Raw genomic sequence first — 20,522 nt, forward strand, 5'->3', positions numbered from 1 at the left:
GGCCCCCCCGGTCCTCCCGGTGCGACGGGCACGCCCGGCGCTACCGGTGCTCCAGGTAATCCAGGTCACACGGGGGCTACCGGACCTCAAGGTGCTCAAGGTAATACAGGCGCTACCGGGCCTCAAGGTATTCAAGGTAACACGGGGGCTACTGGTGCCACTGGACCTCAAGGCGCTCAAGGTAACACAGGCGCTACTGGCGCTACCGGACCTCAAGGCGTTCAAGGTAACACGGGGGCTACTGGTGCTACCGGACCTCAAGGCGTTCAAGGTAACACAGGTGCTACTGGTGCTACCGGTGCCACGGGACCTCAAGGTGTTCAAGGTATCCAAGGACCAACGGGTGCCACTGGCGCTACTGGTATAGGAGTTACTGGACCAACCGGACCTTCTGGCGGACCTACTGGACCTACTGGACCTACTGGACCTAGCTTCCCTGTAGCAACAATTGTTGTAACAAATAACATTCAACAAACAGTACTGCAATTTAATAACTTTATTTTTAGTACTGCAATTAACGTAAACAATATGATCTTTAACGGCACAAATACAGTTACTGTTATTAACGCTGGCATTTATGTAATTAGCGTATCCATCGCTACAACTGCGCCAGGATGTGCTCCACTTGGAGTAGGAATTTCAATTAATGGAGCAGTCGCAACTGACAACTTCTCTTCAAATTTAATAGGCGACTCACTTTCATTTACTACAATTGAAACGTTAGCCGCTGGTGCAAACATCTCTGTCCAATCTACTCTTAACGAGATTACGATCCCCACAACAGGAAATACTAACATTCGCCTTACTGTATTTAGAATCGCTTAAATATCACTATGTATTTGTTTAGGACAAATAAAAAAAGAGCGAGAAACTCGCTCTTTTTTTGTTATGTACAATAATTCATTACTACTCTAATTCAATCGAAACATTTTTTTGTGGTACGAATGTAGAAATTGCATGTTTATAAATAAGCTGTTGCTTACCTTCTGTTTCCAGTAGGACTGTAAAATTATCAAATCCTTTAATTAATCCACGAAGCTGGAAACCATTTAATAAGTACAGCGTAACAAACGTATTTTCTTTACGGAGTTGATTTAAAAACTGATCTTGAATATTGATTGATTGCTTCATGTCGAATCCTCCTCTTTTTCTCTACTTACTATTATTCGACTTTAGTTGTAACTTTCCTTCTATGTATCGTAAAATTTCTGACGTTTTTTCACCATCTGTAACATCAAACCATGTGACATCCATTTTATTACGGAACCACGTTAATTGACGTTTTGCATAACGACGTGAATTCGTCTTTAATTGTGATACCGCTTCTTCTAAAGAGACACGATTCTCAAAATAATCATATACCTCTTTATACCCAATCGCTTGAATAGATTGACAATCTCTTATCCCACGATTATACAGCCCTTCTACTTCCTCTAATAAACCTTGTTCCATCATTAAATCCACTCGTAAGTTAATGCGATCGTATAGCATTTCTCGATCCATTGTCAAGCCAATTAATGAAACATCATATAATAACTCGTTTTCTTGTTTTTCGAGTTGATCACTCATTTTTTCGCCCGTCGTGTGGAAAATTTCTAACGCCCGAATGACACGACGCACATTATTAGCATGAATACGCTCCGCGCTTTCTGGATCTACTTCTTGCAATTTTTCATGTACATATTCCACACCACGTTCTTGAGCTAGCTTTTCCATTTGCTCTCGGTATATAGCATCACCAGCATCATCTGTAAACTGATAATCGAATAAAACAGATTGTATATAAAGACCGGTTCCACCAACAATAATCGGTAATTTACCCCGCTCTGTAATTTCTCGAATATGTTTACGAACACGTTCTTGAAATTCTGCGACGGAAAATGAATCTTCCGGATCTTTTATATCGACCATATAATGTGGAATTCCGTCCATCTCTTCTTTTGTCACCTTTGCGGTTCCAATATCCATCGTGCGATAAATCTGCATGGAATCTCCACTTATAATTTCGCCATTCAACGCTTTGGCAAGGTCAATACTTAACTTCGTCTTTCCAACAGCAGTTGGTCCAATGATGACAGCAACCTTTTCGCGTTGCATTTCTCCCATATCATTCAACTCTCTTTATGTAATATACTCCATCTATTGATTATATCCAATCTTAACAATTTTAACGGTACGATTGCAAGTTCTTTCATCATGGTACATGAAATTTCACATAAAAAAAGAACATAGTTTGTCCAATTCTGCATACACATGATAAAAAATAGCTTTGAGAGGATGAGTTGACTATGAAACAATCCACCATCAATTTTTCATCTTTAACAAAAGACCTCATTTTAGCCACTGCTACAAAAGAACAAAACTGTTCACAAGAAGAATTATACTTCGCTCTAAATTGTTTGCTACGTTCTTTTCATTCTACGCTCCAAGAAACAACATTACATCCAGAAAATAAAAATACAGAGTATATGCAGACTCAATTTTGCAGTGCATATAAAATTCTTACAGGTAAAACTATTTATCCCTTTCAATAATCCATAAAAAGCGGTTGCTTACATATTTTCAAGCAACCGCTTTTTAAATTAATACATATACACTATTGTATAATTTTCACTTTTACAGACTTACGGCCCCAGCTATTAGCACTACCATCTGAGCCCACTAATACATCAATACGATTTCCTTTAATCGCACCACCAGTATCTCCAGCAATCGCTTCTCCATATCCTTCTACCCATACTTTCGATCCAAGTGGAATTACCTTTGGATCAACAGCAATTACTTTCATATTTGGATTCGCTGTTAAATCATGCCCCATTGCAGTTAATACACGACCACCATACGTACCATTCTCACTCGGATTTGCTGTATACGCCGTCGCTTCTACTGTTATTTCACGACCGCCAGCAGGTGCATTGGTTTCAGCAGATTTCTTAACTGGTTTCGCAGCTGGCTTTTCTTTTGCTACAGGCTTACTTGATTCTACATTTTTAACAGACTCTTTGCTCTTAACTGCCGTATTATTTTTAACCGACGGATTTACTCTAGCCGGTTCTTCTTGAGTTACGACTTCTTTCTTTTCAATCACAGGTGCTTCTCCTGTTAAAAATGGTACGTGAACATATGCAACTTTTCCATTGTAGTCGAATTGTAACCATTCATTTTGAACTTGATTTGTCGTTTCAATCAAATCATTTTTATTAAATTTACCAAGAATTTCAGAATCAGTATTCGCTCCAGCACGAACATTTAATACGTTCGCCGTTACATAATACGTACTTTTAGTAAATTCAGCACTTACAAATGCTTCTTTACCGTCTAATTTAATTTTCGACCATCCGTTTTCTGTATTTATAACATCTAATTTATTTCCACTTAACATTTTACCTACAAGCTTTGACTCTACATTTGGGTTTTCTCTCACATTTAATACGTCTGTTGTTACAATCGTTTCTGCGTTCGCAGAACCTGCAAAAATCCCAAGACCAAAAACTGCCGCTGTTGCTATACCTAATAATTTTTTCATGAATAGCCTCCATTTGCTTTGTTTTCGTATTTTCATTATAGCAACAGATTTTTTAGTTTTTTAGAAATCACACAATTACAAAGCATTCGTAATATACGATTAACGAGTTGTAACATAAATTTCCATATTAATAAAATGCATTTTCAATAGAAACTCCAATATTTTTCATATATTTTCCACATACAAGCATGAAAATTTTTTTCCAAAAAAAATTACAGTATTACTTTTTTGTTACAAAAAAATCATATTCCATTACATCTTTTACCATAAAACATCATTCTCCAATTATTAATCTCTTTTTTTGTAATAAAAAGGAGTAGCTTATAGCAGCTACTCCTTTTTCATTTGTTATTTAACTTTCTTTTTCCAAATTCCCATCATAAGAGCAGAAATAACTGTCCCTACTAATATAGAGAAAATATATAGCAATGGTTTATTTACTAATGCTATAACAAATAACCCACCATGTGGTGCCGGTAATGTAATTTGGAATAACATAGATAACGCACCTGCAATACTTGAACCAACAACACAACTTACAATTACTCGAATCGGATCTGCAGCTGCAAATGGAATTGCACCTTCTGTAATAAACGATGCTCCCATAATATAATTTGTTAAACCAGATTTACGTTCCGCTTCTGTAAACTTCGTTTTAAAGAATGTAGTTGCAAATGCAATTGCAAGTGGCGGTACCATACCACCAGCCATAACAGCAGAGTGAACTCCAAAGTTCTGCGCTTCTATTGCAGCAATACCAAATGTAAATGCCGCTTTATTAATTGGACCACCCATATCAATTGCCATCATACCACCTAAAATAAGACCTAGTAATATAGCATTTGTACCGTTCAAACCATTTAACCATCCTGTTAACATTTCATTTAATGCTACTACAGGTGGATTTACTACTTTTTGCATTACAACTCCTGTAATTAACAACCCAAAGACTGGATATAACAAAACAGGTTTAATTCCTTCTAACTGCGCTGGTAATCCTGAAAATAATTTTTTCAATCCTAAAACAACATATCCAGCTAAGAAACCAGCAATTAATCCACCTAAAAATCCAGCATTCGCATGTGCCGCTAAAAATCCTCCGACAACACCAGGCATAAAACCAGGACGATCAGCAATAGAACTCGCAATAAATCCAGCTAAAATTGGTACAAGGAATAAAAACGCCCCTGTTTTTCCTCCACCAATAGACATGAACAATTCAGCTAATGGACCTTCCGCCTTTATACCACCAAACGAAAACGCTAGCGCTATTAAAATTCCACCACCAACAACGAACGGAAGCATATTACTTACACCGTTCATTAAATGTTTATAAATCCCAAACCCTTTTTCTTTCTCAACACTTTCTACCTTCTCGTTCTCTTTGACACCTTTAAAGATTGGTGCATCTTGTTTGACAGCTCGATTAAGAAGCTTTTCCGTTTTTCTAATCCCATCAGCTACTGGCACTTGAATGACATGTTTTCCAGCAAAACGATTCATTTCTACTTGTTTATCTGCCGCAACGATAATGGCCGTTGCACGTTCAATATCCTCTTTCGTTAAACCGTTTTTTATACCTGTTGATCCGTTCGTTTCAACTTTAATCGCAATCCCTAACTCTGCCGCTTTCGCTTTCAAACTATCAGCAGCCATATATGTGTGAGCGATTCCAGTCGGACAGGCTGTAACAGCTAATACGTATGGTTCATCCCCTTCTGGTTTCGCTACTTCAACTTCTTCTTCTTTTTCATTCTCTTTTTCATCAAATAAGCGAAGAAGTTCCTCTTCATCCTTTGCTTCTAATAATTGCTTGCGAAAGCCTTCATCCATTAATAATGTAGAAAGACGGGACAACGTTTCTAAATGTGTATTATTTGCTCCTTCACTTGCAGCAATCATAAAGAATAAATGTGCAGGCTGTCCGTCAAGCGATTCATAATTGATACCGCTTACACTTCTACCGAAACAAATCGCCGGTTGCTTAACAGCCTTCGTCTTCGCATGAGGTATGGCAATGCCTTCCCCAATTCCAGTCGTACTTTGGGACTCCCGCTTTAAAATAGCTTCTTTAAATTCCGTTTTACTATTTAAACGATTTGCCACACTTAATTTCTCAACTAATTCATCTATGACAGCTTCTTTATTTGAAGCTGTCAAATTCATAATGACTGTATCCCTTTTTAATAGTTCTGTAATTTTCATATGTTACTTCCCCCTATCGCTTAACTACAATTACTTGCGACAATAATTCTTCTACTCTTTCCTTTTTACATAAATCTGCCGAAAATGCTGTTGCACTCCCTGTTGCAACGCCATATTGGAATGCCTTTTCAATATCTTTTGTCTGTTCGTATTTACCTACAAATCCAGCAACGAGAGAATCTCCTGCCCCAACTGAATTAATAACAACACCTTTTGGAACAGTTGCTTCATATATACCTTCTGCCGTAAATAATAAAGCTCCATCTCCGGCCATTGATACAATAACGTTCTCTACACCTTGTTCGACTAATTTTCTTCCATACGGTAAAATCTCTTCTACTGTTGAAAGCTCCACTCCAAATAACTCACCAAGTTCATGATGATTTGGCTTTATTAAAAATGGCTTATTTTTAATTACATGTTGCAGTGCACTTCCACTTGCATCTACTACTACACGAATACTTTTTTCAGCTCCAAACGCAGCAATTGATTCATAAAAAGTATTTGGAATAGAAGCCGGTACACTTCCAGCAAGTACAACACAATCTCCACGTTGCATACTTTCAATTTTGTTCATTAACTGTCTGAACTGCTCTTTTGTCACAATAGGACCTTGTCCATTTAATTCTGTTTCTTCTTCCCCTTTTATCTTTACATTAATTCTAGTATCTTCATCTACTTGGACGAAATTTGTTGTTACACCTTCATCATGTAATACCTCTTGAATAAACTGACCAGTAAATCCACCAGTAAATCCAAGTGCAACATTTCCAACACCTAAACGATGAAGAACGCGAGAAACATTAATCCCTTTTCCACCAGGAAACTTCATATCTTTCTCTGCTCGATTTACTGTTCCTAAATCGAAAGAATTAACTTGTACTACATAATCAATAGATGGGTTTAAAGTAACTGTATAGATCATTGTTTATCAGCCTCAATTACATTGGTTTGTCTTTTATATTTTTCTAAATCAATTTCTAAATGGTTTGTAATAATATTTGTATCTTCAACATTAGCAATTTTCGCAAACGCAACTTCTGAAAACTTACTTTCATCAATTAAGAAATACCCTTCGTTCGCTAATGTTAATGCCATTTGTTTTAAAAGCGCTTCTTCTGGATCTGGTGTTGTAAAACCAAACTGTTCATGTACGCCATTCGCTCCTAAAAAACATTTATCAAAGCGATACTTCTGCATACTTTCCTGTGCCATCGCACCAATTAAAGCCTTCGTCCTACTCTTCATCATTCCGCCTAGTAAATACGCACGAATATTATTTTCAACTAAAGCTTCAATATGCATAAGTCCATTCGTCACGACAGTAACATCTTTATTTATTAGAAATGGAATCATTTCAAATGTTGTACTTCCTGCATCTAAATAAATACAATCACCTTGTTCCACAATAGTAGCTGCATACTTAGCAATTTGATGTTTTATTTGAATGTTTTTGGATGATTTTTCAACCATCGTTGGCTCCTGTCCTTTTCCTGTTAAAACAGAGGCACCACCATGAACTCTTTTTAATAACCTTTGTTTTTCCAATTGCGCTAAATCACGACGAATTGTTGATTCAGAGCTTTCTGTTCTTTCAACTAATTGCTGTAATTTAACTACTTTCTGTTCTTTTACAAGTTGCAATATCATTTGATGACGTTCAGGAGTTAACATTTTACTCACCTCTTCTTTGATTACAGTATAATGAAAACGATCGCAAAAATCAACCACAAACACTCAAAAATAATCATCAACAACCAAAAACGATTATAAATAACAAAAAGAAACCTATTTGATACAATAATCAAATAGGTTTCTTCTCTCGATTCACTTATAAAGAAGCTTTATATATGCTTAAAACATCATCTTTATTTAATTTTTTAAAGTTGCCAAATTCACCATAAGCCATCGCTTTATCCGCCATTAAATCAATTTCATTTTCTCCAATAGTATAATCAGATAATGTTACTGGTGCCTCAATTGAAGTCCAAAATTGACGCAGTGCCTCAATTCCTTCTAACGCCACTTCTTTATCTGTTTTGCCATCTGTTTCTATATCAAATACACGAATAGCGAACTGCTTAAAACGACTTACATTTTCATCTATAACATGCTTCATCCAATTTGGGAATAGAATTGCAAGGCCGCCGCCGTGCGGTATGTCATGAACAGCAGAAACTGCATGCTCAATATTATGAGTTGCCCAGTCTCCTTTTACTCCCATTGCTAAAATGCCGTTTAACGCCATAGTACCGCAATATAAAATTGTTTCCCTATGCTCATAATTTTCTAGATCACTTAAAAGCTTAGGAGCTGTTTCAATTACTGTTCTTAAAACAGATTCACAATAACGATCTTGTAGTTCTGTATTTGTTCCATGATGGAAATATTGCTCTAATACGTGTGACATAATATCTACCATACCGTAAATTGTTTGATCTTTCGGTACAGACGCAGTATGAACTGGATCTAAGATTGAAAACTGCGGGAAAGTAACCGGACTACCCCAGCCGTATTTTTCATTCGTTTCCCAGTTTGTAATTACAGATCCTGCATTCATTTCAGATCCTGTTGCTGCAAGAGTAAGTACAGTACCAAATGGTAATGCCTCGCTAGCAAATGCTTTTTTCGTTACAATATCCCATACATCTCCATCGTACTTACTACCAGCGGCAATCGCTTTCGTACAGTCGATTACACTTCCTCCACCAACTGCTAAAATAAATTCGACACCATTTTCTTTACAAATTTGAATCCCTTTTTTTACTGTTGATACACGAGGATTCGGTTCAACACCAGTCAATTCAAATACTTCCGCATTTATATCTTTTAAAATAGAAATTACATTATCATATATACCGTTTCTTTTAATGCTACCTCCTCCATATACGAGAAGAACTTTTTTACCGAACTGTGGAATTTCAGTTTTTAACTGCTCTAATTGTCCTTTACCGAAAATAAGTTTTGTCGGATTACGAAATACAAAATTTTGCATATCTTTTTACCATCCCTTCTATTTAAAAAGCAACTATACTTTTGTATACCATATTTTTTTCATTTCACAAAAATATTTGCTTAATAAAAAATCCCAGCCTTTAGGGCTGAGATTTTTTATTGATAATAAGGTGAGATCATTAAGTAAACAATAACACCAGATAGACTTACATATAGCCAAATTGGCATCGTCCATCGTACAATTTTACGGTGACGTGTTAATTGATTCGTAAAACCAAATACAAGTGCGAACAATGCAAGTGGTACAATAATTGCCGCAAGGATAATATGTGTAATTAAAATGATGAAGTACACATATTTAATAAATCCTTCCCCGCCAAAATGTGTTGCTGGCGCCAAGTAATGATACGATAAATACGAAACACAGAATAGCAAAGTCGTCGTGAATGCCGCAAGAATGAAACCACGGTGCATTTTCACATTCTTTTTAATAATAGAGTATAAAGCTGCTAATAAGAATACGAACGTAAAGCTATTAAAAATTGCATTTAACATTGGTAAAATCGTTACATCAAAATGTACTTCTCCTTCATAGCCAACAGGTCCAAAGAACAAAAATAAAATAATCGCATTTACAATTACAGAAAGCGTTATCACAATAGGAGCATAGCTTTTCTGATTTGTTGATTGATCCACCAAAATGGTCACTCCCTCTTCCTTCAAATATGTATACGTAACCTCACTATTTTAACATATTATTCACAGTGTAAATGTGACAATAGTTTGACACAGTAAGACAAGACAAAGAAAAAAATCCTTCTTAATAAAACTTCTTAAGAAGGATTTTATCGCTTTATTATTCAAATAGCAATGCAATTAGTTTTTGTTAAAAAACGTATTGCTATATGCTTGAAAAATTTCAGATACTTGATATCCCATTAATGAAATTGCTGTTAATGAAAAGAAACCAATCATAAGAAATCGAAACCACATATAAATCTCCTCCTTGTATTTAGCTTAAAAAACGTTAGCTATATTACAAGTTACGTGGCACTCTTCATCATCACTTTCTTTCTTCTTTACAATTGCTGTTATAAATCGAATCATAAAGAATAGAACAAAAGGAATTTGTTCGTAATTCACCTTGGCATAGTTCAGCAACGGCTCGCGCTGCACATCGAACGGGGATGAGAAGGAATAGAACATACCTTGCTCTTCCATATATACAATTACAATTTTCATGCAAAATACTATTCCTAGAAACGAAACAATATCTTGCCATTCTGTCGTATATAACAGGTTATACAGCTCTAATACGTACTCTTCCATCATCATCCCCCCTTCCTTTTTTACCATTTTGCTCGCCTTCGTATAAAAAGTCAAGAAAAAAGTTTATATTCACTATGACAATAGTAATTACTCGTTTCTATGTTTATATATGATTCTTTTATAGCAATGATTGGGTGTAACTCTCTTCAAAAACAATAAATTAGAATCGAACGGATTCTTCATTTTTACTCTTAGGATTCAACACTGTACTATTTTTGTTTCTATTGAAAATAAAATAAGAAATTATTATAAGAACAGTAACTAGCATCGTTAATAGTGCCTGTGAACGTAAAGATTCAATTGCAAGCATTGCAACTAAAACTGCTATAATAGCAGCAATTGTAACATACGTTACATATGGGAAAAGCCACATTTTCACTTTCAAATTTCTTTGCTCTACTTTTCCCATTTTTTTACGCATCTTTAAATGCGAAACTGCAATAACGAGATAAACGAGTAACGCGATCCCACCAGATGCATTCACTAAAAATAAAAATACTTTATCTGGAGATATGTAACTAAAAACAACTCCAATATAAGCGAAGAAAGTTCCAAATAAAACTGCTCGAACTGGAACACCACTACTGTTCAATTTTAAAAATACCTTTGGAGCATCTCCTCTTTCTGCCATCGAAAAAAGCATTCTTGAGTTTGTATATAAGCCCGAATTTAAACAAGAGAGTACAGCTGTTAAAACGATAAAATTCATAATTTGTGCTGCCGCTGGTATTCCTATATGTTCAAGTACTGCTACAAATGGACTTTTTAGTATGTTTGCTGAATTCCATGGAAGGAGTGTAACGACTATAGCAATAGATCCAATGAAAAATACGAGAATACGCCAAATTACACTATTTGTTGCTGTTTTTACTGCTTTTACAGGTTCAGCAGACTCACCAGCCGCTACCGCTACAATCTCTGACCCCATAAATGAAAATATAACGACGGTAATTCCAAGCAGCACCGAACTTATCCCATTTGGCATAAATCCCCCTTGTCCTACTAAATTTGAAGTGCCAGGTGCTTCCGTTCCTGGTACAAATCCTAAAATAACAGCAAGTCCAAGACAAAGGAATAAGACGATACTTATTACTTTAATAAAAGAAAACCAATATTCAAACTCTCCAAATGATTTCACTGAAAAAACATTCGTCAACGTTAATAAAATCGTTAATATTAGGCTTAATAACCAGAGTGGGATGTCTGGAATCCAGTATTGAATAATGCCAGCACCTGCTGTGGCTTCTATTGCAATAACAATTACCCAGAAAAACCAATATAGCCACCCAATTGTATACCCCGCCCATGGGCCAATAGCTTCTCGTGCATATGTTGCAAATGAACCACTTGTCGGGTTAATAGCTGCCATTTCGCCCAACATTCTCATGACGAAAATGACTAGAAGTCCTGCTAATGCATATGAAACGATAGAACCTGGCCCGGCCGAATGTACAACTGCACCACTTCCAACAAACAAACCAGCCCCTATTACGCCACCAATTGAGATCATCGTAATGTGGCGTATTTTTAGGTCTTTCTTAAGATTTTTATCCACCTCTTGTACATCCCCTTCCAAACTTGATTTTGAAATTTATGTAAGAGTATTATGCAAAAAACCTTGTCTTACACTTCTAAAAATATCAAAATATTCTGAATTTTAAAAATGCACATCCACCTCCTTCATAAATTATTACATTAGGTTTAATAATTTTCCATACACAATTGTTGAGAAAATTATTAAACCTAACAAAAGATAGAATTTTCAGATATTATCAAAGAAACAAGATTATACATCTAGACAACTTTTTGTATAGGAGTGTTGATATGTTAAACAAGTTCAAATTTATTTGTTGTATGTTAGTAATTTTCTTACTGCTACCGCTAGCTCCCTTCCAAACAAAAGCAGCAAACAATTTAGGATCAAAATTACTCGTTGGATATTGGCATAACTTTGATAACGGTACTGGCATTATTAAATTAAAAGATGTTTCACCAAAATGGGATGTAATAAATGTATCTTTCGGTGAAACTGGTGGTGATCGTTCCACTGTTGAAATTTCCCCTGTGTATGGTACAGATGCAGAGTTCAAATCTGATATTTCCTATTTAAAAAGTAAAGGAAAAAAAGTAGTTCTTTCAATAGGTGGACAAAATGGAGTCGTTTTACTTCCTGACAATGCTGCTAAACAACGTTTTATTAATTCCATTCAATCTCTAATCGATAAATACGGTTTTGATGGAATAGATATTGACCTTGAATCAGGTATTTACTTAAACGGCAATGACACTAATTTTAAAAACCCAACAACTCCTCAAATCGTGAATCTTATCTCAGCAATTCGAACGATTTCAGACCATTACGGCCCAGATTTCCTACTAAGCATGGCCCCTGAAACAGCTTATGTTCAAGGCGGGTATAGCGCATATGGAAGCATATGGGGTGCATATTTACCAATTATTTACGGAGTGAAAGACAAACTAACTTATATTCACGTTCAACACTATAATGCTGGTAGCGGCATTGGGATGGACGGTAATAATTATAATCAAGGAACCGCAGACTACGAGGTCGCGATGGCAGATATGCTCTTACATGGCTTTCCTGTAGGCGGTAATCCAAATAATATTTTCCCAGCTCTTCGTTCAGATCAAGTAATGATTGGACTTCCGGCGGCACCAGCAGCAGCTCCAAGTGGCGGGTATATTTCTCCAACTGAAATGAAAAAAGCTTTAGATTATATCATTAAAGGCGTTCCTTTCGGAGGAAAGTATAAGCTTTCTAACCAGAATAGCTACCCTGCATTTCGTGGTCTAATGTCTTGGTCCATTAATTGGGATGCAAAAACAACTTTGAATTTTCCGATAACTACAGGACATATTTTGATGCTATTCCTTTGCAAAAATAATAAAAAACAGCAATAGGTTATATAACCTATTGCTGTTTTTTATTTATGTAAATTACTTTTTCACATCCATATCTACAGTACGAAGAGATTCATCTCCATTTCGTAAATAGCTATTTACGAGACTTAAAAGTAACTTCCCACCAACTAACATTGCACGTTCATCAAAATCAAATTGAGGATGATGATGCGGATATGTTGCTCCTATTTCTTCATTACCCGCACCTGTGAAGAAAAATGCTCCTGGAACATGCTCTAAGTAGTATGCAAAATCTTCACCACCCATAATCGGCGGCACTTCAATGACCCTTTCTCTTCCAAGATCACGTTCTGCAATCTCTATAAAATGACTCGTTTCCTCTACATGATTTATTAATATTGGATAGCCACGTTTATATTGAATATTAACTTCAGCCTGAAGAGACTGACAAATCCCCTCAACAACTCGTCTAAATTCCTTCTCCATATATTCTCTTACTTCAGGATCTAACGTTCGAATGGTTCCTGTAAACGTAGCAGTATCCGCAATAATATTATCCGCCTGACCAGCATGGAATGTACCAACTGTTAAAACTACGGATTGCAGTGGATCGACTTTTCTACTAACTAACAGTTGCAACTGGTTAATAATTTGTGTTGCAACAATAATAGCATCTACAGTATGATGCGGCATACCTCCGTGACCACCTCGCCCTTGAACCTTCACCTCAAAAGAATCAGCTGCCGCCATCATTGCTCCTGCTTTCGCACCAACAATTCCTACAGGCATTTGAGAAGATAAATGCGTACCAAAAACAACATCTACTCCTTCTAAACAACCATCCTCAATCATAGCGATAGCCCCGCCAGGCTCTTTCTCTTCTGCATGTTGGTGTATAAGAACTATTTTTCCAGAAATCTGGTCTCTATGATCACTTAATATTTTTGCAACTCCTAAAAGTGTTGCTGTATGTCCATCATGGCCACAAGCGTGCATTACGCCCGGAACCTTTGATTTATATAAAACTTTCTTTTCATCTTGAATAGGTAGTGCATCAAAATCAGCACGCAACGCGATTGTCTTCCCAGATTTCCCACCTTCAATTACGCCGATGATTCCTCTTCCCCCGACATCTGTTTTCACATCAATATGAAAACTTTTTAAGATTGCAGCTATTTTTTTTGGTGTTTCTATTTCTTGAAACGATAGCTCTGGGTAGTGATGAAAATCTCTTCGCCACGAAACCATTTGGTTATACAAACTTTCCAACTCTTTATGCCATGTTTCTATCATAGAAATTCCCCTTTCTTTTTTAACACTTTAAATTTAATTTACATAACATTCTGTATTTAATCAATAAAAAGGAGAACTTTCTCTGAAAGTCCTCCTACTATTCTAGAATCGTCTAATTACTATTTTGCTTCAACACAAATACTGACAGTTCAGGTACACTCCAAAATCTAACTGGCATTCGAGTTGTCCCAATACCTCGATTTACGTATAAATGTAACGGCTTATTCTTCCCTTCTAATTCATACATACCTTCAACATAGCTCTCAGCTAATTTTGTAGTAATTAATGGACCTATAAAAGGAATTTGAACTTGTCCTCCGTGACTATGCCCTGACAGTTGAAAATCAACTGGGTAACGAGCTACTTTGTCTACAACATCCGGCTCATGTACTAATAGCATATTGAAATCTTGTTGCCTTACATGTTTTAAAGTCGCGTCTATTTGCGGCTTCCCTAATAAGAAATCATCCAAACCTGATATTGTAATATATTTGCCGTTTCCCACTTTAATTTTCTGCACTTCATTTACTAATACAGAAAAACCAGCTTCCTCCATATACTTTTTATAAAACACACTACCACCCCCGCCCCTATCATGATTCCCAAACACAGCATATTTCCCTAAGGGAGCATTAATTTTCTGCAAAATAACCTTCGCTTCATCTTTTTCCGCACTATAAGATCCAAACTTATCTATTAAATCTCCTGTGAAAACTACTATATCTGGATGTAATTCATTCATCTTCTCCACCAAATTTTCTAGTTGTTTCAATGTAAACTCTGGTCCTAAATGTACATCTGAGAATTGCAATATTTTTTTATTATTAAACTCTTTAGGAATCGTCGGGGCTTCTATTTCATTCCACGTAACTGTTATTAGTTTTCGTTCTATTTCTGTCGCATAGAAATACAAGCTTACTGGAATCATTACTATACTTATGAAACTTATAATAAGTTTCTTTAAGATTGATTTTTTTTGTTCTTTTTTTACATGATGCGTATTCATGTTTTCACCTCTAGATGTAGTTTAGAATCCTTTTGTTACATTGATGTGACAACATGAAAAAAATTGGGGTTTCAACACGTTGTAGCAAATATGTTTGTTATCCCAGCTGCAATTTTTACCGGTCATTTAACTTGGATTGAATATTTCCCAAACTTCTTGTTTTCTTTGGGAATTTAGTAGGCGGTATGTATTTTGTAGAACTACCTTATTTCATATCTTATAATAAGAAACTACCTACAAATAAAGAGAAGACTGAAATACAGAACAAATCTATATCCGCTTAAATGGAATGGTTATAAAGTAGGCCTAAAAAATATTACAAATTTCATTTTTTTCGTGAATATATCTACGTACACTTGTTCTCGAATGTTTTATACGTTATAATAACAACTTAAATAGCATTATTTACATATGAGGTGAAAAACATGAATAAAACAGAATTAATTAAAAACGTAGCACAAAATGCTGAGATTTCTCAAAAAGAAGCTACTGTAGTTGTACAAACTGTAGTAGAATCAATCACTAACGCTTTAGCTGCTGGTGAAAAAGTACAACTTATCGGATTCGGTACATTCGAAGTTCGTGAAAGAGCTGCTCGTACAGGCCGTAACCCACAAACTGGTGAAGAAATGCAAATCGCAGCTTCTAAAGTACCTGCTTTCAAAGCTGGTAAAGAACTAAAAGAAGCTGTAAAATAATGAAAAAATAGCCTTCTCGTTTATGAGAAGGCTATTTTTTCATAACATAATTAATAAAAATCTGACCATTGTGCTGTTTTTTTTGTTCCTTTATGCAAATAAAACCTTTCCTTTCAAAGAAAGATTTTGCTGTAATACTCGCCTCTGTATATATATCCCCGTGCCCTAAGTTCACTGCTTCTTTTTCTAACTTCTGTAATATGTATGAAGCTACCCCTTTTCCTTGATAATCTTTATGCGTAAATAAGCGATCTATGTAATGCTCATCATTATAATCCCCAAACCCCACTATCACACCTCTATACTCAGCAACGTAACAAATATTCTTTTCTAAAGACTGTAGCCATCTTTCTCTATCTAGTCGCTTTGGCGCCCATGCCTGTAGCTGTAACTCGTTATAATCTCTTGCATTCACCGTATGAACTGTTTCATAGAACAATTGTAATACTGGTTCTAAATCCTCTTTCTGGAATGTCCTAATTATAATATCCGTTAACATATATGAGTCTCCTTACTAAACTAACACTCGGCTTTCTACTATAATAAGATTCAATATTGCTGCTTCATTATACCTTTTTTCTTTTTATACAAACAAAAAAACAACACTTATTCAAAGTATTGTTTTTTTGTATAAAAGCATTTTCAATTACTCTATAAATTAAAATTTTTATTATTTTAATTTCACTCTTTGCAATCTTAATGCATTTAATACGACTGATACCGAGCTAAATGCCATCGCCGCTCCTGCAACCCAAGGTGCTAAGAAACCTAATGCTGCAATTGGGATCCCTAAGCCATTATAAGCTAACGCCCAGAATAGATTTTGCTTAATATTTCTAATCGTCATTTTACTCATAAAAATTGCATCGGCAATACTATTTAAATCACCACGGATTAACGTAATATCCGCCGCTTCCATCGCTACATCCGTTCCTGTTCCAATTGCCATACCAATGTCTGCTGTAGCAAGAGCAGGAGCATCATTTATTCCATCTCCAACCATCGCTACTTTCTTACCTTGCGCTTGCAGTTTTTTCACTTCTTCTGCTTTTCCTTCTGGCAATACTTCTGCAATTACGTGATCAATACCAACTTGCCCTGCAATTGCCTGAGCAGTTTGTGTATTATCCCCTGTAATCATAACAACGTCTAGACCCATTTTCTTAAGTCGTGCGATAGCTGCTTTTGAAGTATCTTTTACAGTATCCGCAACAGCAACTATTCCAGCATACTCCTTATCTATCGCTATTAACATTGCTGTTTTTCCTTCTCGCTCTAGCTCTTCCATCGATTTAGAAACTTCTTCAATATCAATATTAAACTTCGTCATTAATCGACGTGTACCAATTAATAATTGTTTCCCTTCAACAATCGATTCAATACCGAACCCAGGAATTGCTTCAAATGTTTCCGAACTTGGTATATCAATTTTCTTTTCTTTAATTCCTTCTACTATCGCTTCTGCAAGTGGGTGTTCAGAATTTTTTTCTGCCGCTCCTACTAAACGTAGTATTTCTTCTTCATGGAATCCATCTGCTACAATTATATCTGTTAATACTGGCTTCCCATTTGTCACAGTACCCGTTTTGTCTAAAATAACCGTATCTAATCGGTGCGTTGCTTCTAAATGCTCTCCACCTTTAAATAAAATACCATACTCAGCTGATCTTCCTGATCCAGCCATAATAGATGTAGGTGTCGCAAGACCTAACGCACATGGGCAGGCGATAACAAGTACTGCTATCATTTTCTCAAGCGCTCCGCCAAAATCACCAGGTGTAACAAATATCATCCACACTGCAAATGTAATAATAGCAATCACAACTACAACCGGTACGAAAATACCAGAAATTTGATCAGCTACCCGTTGAATAGGCGCTTTCGATCCTTGCGCTTCTTCTACTACTTTAATAATTTGAGCTAATGCCGTATCTCTACCTACCTTAGTTGCTTTAACTTTTAAAAATCCATTTTTATTTATTGTAGAACCAATTACTACATCTCCAATTGTTTTATCAACTGGAATACTTTCACCCGTTAACATCGATTCATCAATCGCAGATTTTCCTTCTACAATTTCTCCATCAACTGGTATTTTTTCACCAGGTTTTACATAAACGATATCACCAGCTACCACTTCTTCGATTAAAATCTTCATTTCTGTTCCATCTCGCACAACTGTAGCTGTTTTCGCTTGTAATCCCATTAACTTTTTAATTGCTTCTGATGAACGTCCCTTTGCCTTTGCTTCAAATAATTTACCTAAAATAATTAATGTAATAAGTACCGCACTCGTTTCAAAATATAAATCTGTCATATGTTCCGAAGAACCAATAGATTGAATACTTAAATATACACTATAGAAATAAGCGGCCGACGTTCCAAGTGCCACGAGAACATCCATATTCGCACTTTTATTACGTAATGCTTTATAAGCTCCAATATAAAACTGTCCACCAATGATAAATTGAACAGGAGTTGCAAGAGCTAGCTGTACCCAAGGGTTCATTAGCATATCAGGTAAATAAATAAACGATGTAAATGAGAAATGACTCACCATTGCCCACAATAACGGGAATGATAAAATAAACGAAATAATAAATTTTTTCTTTTGTCGTTCAATTTCTTGTAAGCGATGATCTGTTGATCCATCTCGCTCATCTGATTTCACTTCTAATTTATATCCTAACTTTGTAATCGTACTCTTCATTTCATTTACACTGACTTCATCAGGATTAAAGTCTACCGTTGCCGACTCTAAAGCGAAATTAACCGTCGCTTTGTTCACACCATCTAACTTATTTAAACGCTTTTCAACTCTATTCGCACATGCTGCACATGTCATTCCTGAAACAGTAAATTCAGCTTTATCACTTACAATTCCATATCCTAACGATTCAACTTTTTCTTTAAAGTGTTGCGGAGTTGTTTTAGTTGGATCGTACATTATTTTTGTTTTTTCAAGTGCAAAATTTACATTTGCATCATGAACACCTTCTACTTTTTTCAAACCTTTTTCAATTCTATTGGCACATGCTGCACATGTCATTCCTGATATTTGAAGATTGGCCTCTTTTTGTTCATTCATGTCTCTCACCTCTATATACCCTTGTGAGGTATAATTATTAGCAAAATAAATCGTACTTCGTTTAAAGTACGATTTATTTCCATATCTAAAAATAATTATTGAACATCGTATCCTTGATCTTCAATTACAGCAACGATATCTTTTAATGTTATAGCAGACGAGTCGATAGTAACTTCAACAGTTCCTTCTGCTAATTGAACCTTCACTTTTTCAACACCGTTTAGCTCTTTCACACTGCTTTCGATAGAGTTTACACAATGTCCACAAGACATACCTTCAACTTTTAATGTTAACTGTTCCATTTAAAATCCTCCTCTTGTTTCTTCATTGTTTGTTAATCACAACTACATCTTACCATACCCCCCTAAGGTAATCAATGGTTTTGTATCATGATTTTTCAATTATTTTCTAAACGTTTATTTTACACACACTTTTTCACTACAATACACCTAAATCCAATATACGGGTAAACAAAAAAACAAGCCAGTTACATACTAGCTTGTTTTTACGCTTTTGAAAAACGTTCAAATACTGTCATTAATTCTTCAATTGCTTCGTCACCATTTCCATTTTTAATAGCTCCTGAAACACAATGACTCGTATGATTTTTTAAGACACCCATTCCTACTTTTTTCATCGCTGCATTAATCGCTGAAATTTGCACTAAAATATCAACGCAATAACGATCATTTTCAATCATATTTTGAATACCACGAACTTGTCCTTCGATTCTCTTCAATCTATTTATAATTTGCTCTTTTTCTTTTTCTGATCTATGTGTTACTGATTCATGCTCTTTATGATCCATATTATCACCTTCTTAAAATTTCTCTTCATCCAATAAAACAATTGCTTTTATGAGTATACCAATTATAGCATTAAATATCTATGTATGATACCCCATATGAGTATATTTCCACTTTATGATTATTCTTAACACATTATTAGCTTCTCAGTCTCAATTTTTATTATACCCTTTCCTTTTTGTAAAAAAATCATTATATCTCCAATCAAAATCCAATAAAGTGAAATTTTAATTAGCCCTCACCAATCGAGCTTTTATGGGCAGCCCGACCTCCACCTACCTTCTTTGCTTTCGCTGAATTTTGAGGTGGGGGTCTTACTGCCTGGCAAATAGTGGGATAAATTGAAACAATAATAAGCGGGGATTGTCCATCCCCGCTTATTATTCGCCTACAAATATAAAAGCCTCAATCTTCACACGTTTAAATTGAGACTTTTTTCTTCCTATATATAGTTATTGCTGATCACATACTTTTGTATCATTCACTACTGAAGTTCCTTCAACGGTCACCGTATGAAAACAATCATTCACTCGAACTGTCACAACATTATCTTGCCGATCAATGATATGATATTCATTAAAATTTTTATTCAGAGCACTGCGAATTTGTTCTCCTTCATAAATTGGGATGCCATGTGATAGAACCCAAATCAGTCCAGCGATAGCAAGAATAGTTTTCATACGATCTACCTCCTTGAGAATATAGTGAACTTTTAATCCGCGCTTTTTCAGCT

20 protein-coding genes and 2 pseudogenes are annotated in these 20,522 nt (G+C 35.7%); 5 read left to right on the top strand and 17 right to left on the bottom strand.

All coding sequences use genetic code 11. From position 1 onward, the window contains the following. A partial coding sequence (locus JDS95_RS03000; RefSeq protein ID WP_199690277.1) for a Gly-Xaa-Xaa repeat protein occupies positions 1-825 on the top strand: 825 nt, incomplete at its 5' end. Positions 826-906: 81 nt separating this feature from the next. On the opposite strand, the gene hfq is transcribed toward JDS95_RS03000, so the two are convergent. Both hfq and miaA read right to left on the bottom strand, forming a co-directional pair. Beyond that, on the bottom strand, positions 907-1,131 hold the full coding sequence (hfq, locus tag JDS95_RS03005) for an RNA chaperone Hfq (RefSeq protein WP_000813896.1): 225 nt from the start codon (positions 1,129-1,131) through the stop codon (positions 907-909). 21 nt (positions 1,132-1,152) lie between these two features. Further along, a complete protein-coding gene (gene miaA / locus JDS95_RS03010) occupies positions 1,153-2,106 on the bottom strand; it encodes a tRNA (adenosine(37)-N6)-dimethylallyltransferase MiaA (protein ID WP_000504365.1) in 954 nt (317 codons plus the stop codon). A 182-nt stretch (positions 2,107-2,288) separates the two neighbouring features. Here miaA and JDS95_RS03015 point away from each other — a divergent pair, with 182 nt between their 5' ends. After that, positions 2,289-2,534: a hypothetical protein gene (locus tag JDS95_RS03015; RefSeq protein ID WP_000814420.1), complete on the top strand. Its 246-nt coding sequence runs from the start codon at positions 2,289-2,291 to the stop codon at positions 2,532-2,534. Between the two features lie 62 nt (positions 2,535-2,596). Here JDS95_RS03015 and entD read toward each other — a convergent pair whose 3' ends face one another. From entD to gabP, 8 genes are all read right to left on the bottom strand, one after another. After that, the gene (gene entD / locus JDS95_RS03020; RefSeq protein ID WP_000734635.1) at positions 2,597-3,526 is read right to left on the bottom strand and encodes a cell wall-binding protein EntD; all 930 of its coding nucleotides are present in this window, start codon (positions 3,524-3,526) and stop codon (positions 2,597-2,599) included. Between the two features lie 348 nt (positions 3,527-3,874). Then, positions 3,875-5,731: a PTS fructose transporter subunit IIABC gene (locus tag JDS95_RS03025; protein WP_000704652.1), complete on the bottom strand. Its 1,857-nt coding sequence runs from the start codon at positions 5,729-5,731 to the stop codon at positions 3,875-3,877. A gap of 13 nt (positions 5,732-5,744) precedes the next feature. Beyond that, a complete protein-coding gene (pfkB, locus tag JDS95_RS03030) occupies positions 5,745-6,656 on the bottom strand; it encodes a 1-phosphofructokinase (RefSeq protein WP_199690278.1) in 912 nt (303 codons plus the stop codon). After that, entirely contained in the window at positions 6,653-7,405 is a 753-nt protein-coding gene (locus JDS95_RS03035; RefSeq protein WP_000957295.1) for a DeoR/GlpR family DNA-binding transcription regulator, read from the bottom strand. The genes pfkB and JDS95_RS03035 overlap by 4 nt, the downstream gene beginning before the upstream one ends. Positions 7,406-7,562: 157 nt before the next feature. Beyond that, complete coding sequence (locus JDS95_RS03040; RefSeq protein ID WP_001179086.1) at positions 7,563-8,726, bottom strand: iron-containing alcohol dehydrogenase; 1,164 nt, start codon at positions 8,724-8,726, stop codon at positions 7,563-7,565. Between the two features lie 116 nt (positions 8,727-8,842). After that, positions 8,843-9,385, bottom strand: a complete 543-nt coding sequence (locus tag JDS95_RS03045) for a DUF420 domain-containing protein (protein WP_000228316.1) — start codon at positions 9,383-9,385, stop codon at positions 8,843-8,845. 318 nt (positions 9,386-9,703) lie between these two features. Next, positions 9,704-10,042, bottom strand: coding sequence for a hypothetical protein (locus JDS95_RS03050; protein ID WP_002039366.1), 339 nt, complete (start codon positions 10,040-10,042; stop codon positions 9,704-9,706). Between the two features lie 133 nt (positions 10,043-10,175). Then, a complete protein-coding gene (gene gabP, locus JDS95_RS03055) occupies positions 10,176-11,570 on the bottom strand; it encodes a GABA permease (RefSeq protein ID WP_000360094.1) in 1,395 nt (464 codons plus the stop codon). Between the two features lie 269 nt (positions 11,571-11,839). Here gabP and JDS95_RS03060 point away from each other — a divergent pair. Further along, a pseudogene (locus tag JDS95_RS03060) lies at positions 11,840-12,921 on the top strand (chitinase). Positions 12,922-12,973: 52 nt separating this feature from the next. On the opposite strand, the gene JDS95_RS03065 reads toward JDS95_RS03060, so the two are convergent. Then, on the bottom strand, positions 12,974-14,191 hold the full coding sequence (locus JDS95_RS03065) for a M20 metallopeptidase family protein (protein WP_000573499.1): 1,218 nt from the start codon (positions 14,189-14,191) through the stop codon (positions 12,974-12,976). 112 nt (positions 14,192-14,303) lie between these two features. Then, positions 14,304-15,197, bottom strand: coding sequence for a metallophosphoesterase (locus JDS95_RS03070; protein ID WP_001091711.1), 894 nt, complete (start codon positions 15,195-15,197; stop codon positions 14,304-14,306). A gap of 63 nt (positions 15,198-15,260) precedes the next feature. On the opposite strand from JDS95_RS03070, the pseudogene JDS95_RS03075 reads away from it, so the two are divergent. After that, a pseudogene (locus JDS95_RS03075) lies at positions 15,261-15,481 on the top strand (formate/nitrite transporter family protein); the annotation flags it as partial. Between the two features lie 141 nt (positions 15,482-15,622). Further along, on the top strand, positions 15,623-15,895 hold the full coding sequence (locus tag JDS95_RS03080) for an HU family DNA-binding protein (RefSeq protein ID WP_001043903.1): 273 nt from the start codon (positions 15,623-15,625) through the stop codon (positions 15,893-15,895). Between the two features lie 31 nt (positions 15,896-15,926). On the opposite strand, the gene JDS95_RS03085 is transcribed toward JDS95_RS03080, so the two are convergent. The 5 genes from JDS95_RS03085 to JDS95_RS03105 all read right to left on the bottom strand — a co-directional run bounded on the left by JDS95_RS03085 (position 15,927) and on the right by JDS95_RS03105 (position 20,469). Further along, a complete protein-coding gene (locus JDS95_RS03085; protein ID WP_085450607.1) occupies positions 15,927-16,394 on the bottom strand; it encodes a GNAT family N-acetyltransferase in 468 nt (155 codons plus the stop codon). 171 nt (positions 16,395-16,565) lie between these two features. Next, complete coding sequence (locus JDS95_RS03090) at positions 16,566-18,983, bottom strand: heavy metal translocating P-type ATPase (protein ID WP_001005318.1); 2,418 nt, start codon at positions 18,981-18,983, stop codon at positions 16,566-16,568. 95 nt (positions 18,984-19,078) lie between these two features. Further along, positions 19,079-19,285: a copper chaperone CopZ gene (copZ, locus tag JDS95_RS03095; RefSeq protein WP_000436967.1), complete on the bottom strand. Its 207-nt coding sequence runs from the start codon at positions 19,283-19,285 to the stop codon at positions 19,079-19,081. A 203-nt stretch (positions 19,286-19,488) separates the two neighbouring features. Further along, positions 19,489-19,791: a metal-sensing transcriptional repressor gene (locus JDS95_RS03100; protein ID WP_000349642.1), complete on the bottom strand. Its 303-nt coding sequence runs from the start codon at positions 19,789-19,791 to the stop codon at positions 19,489-19,491. A 450-nt stretch (positions 19,792-20,241) separates the two neighbouring features. Continuing rightward, positions 20,242-20,469, bottom strand: coding sequence for a hypothetical protein (locus JDS95_RS03105; protein WP_000849103.1), 228 nt, complete (start codon positions 20,467-20,469; stop codon positions 20,242-20,244). Positions 20,470-20,522: the final 53 nt, after the last annotated feature.

It is taken from the genome of Bacillus cereus group sp. N24 (genome assembly GCF_016483345.1).
GTDB classification, from domain to species: Bacteria; Bacillota; Bacilli; order Bacillales; family Bacillaceae_G; genus Bacillus_A; species Bacillus_A toyonensis.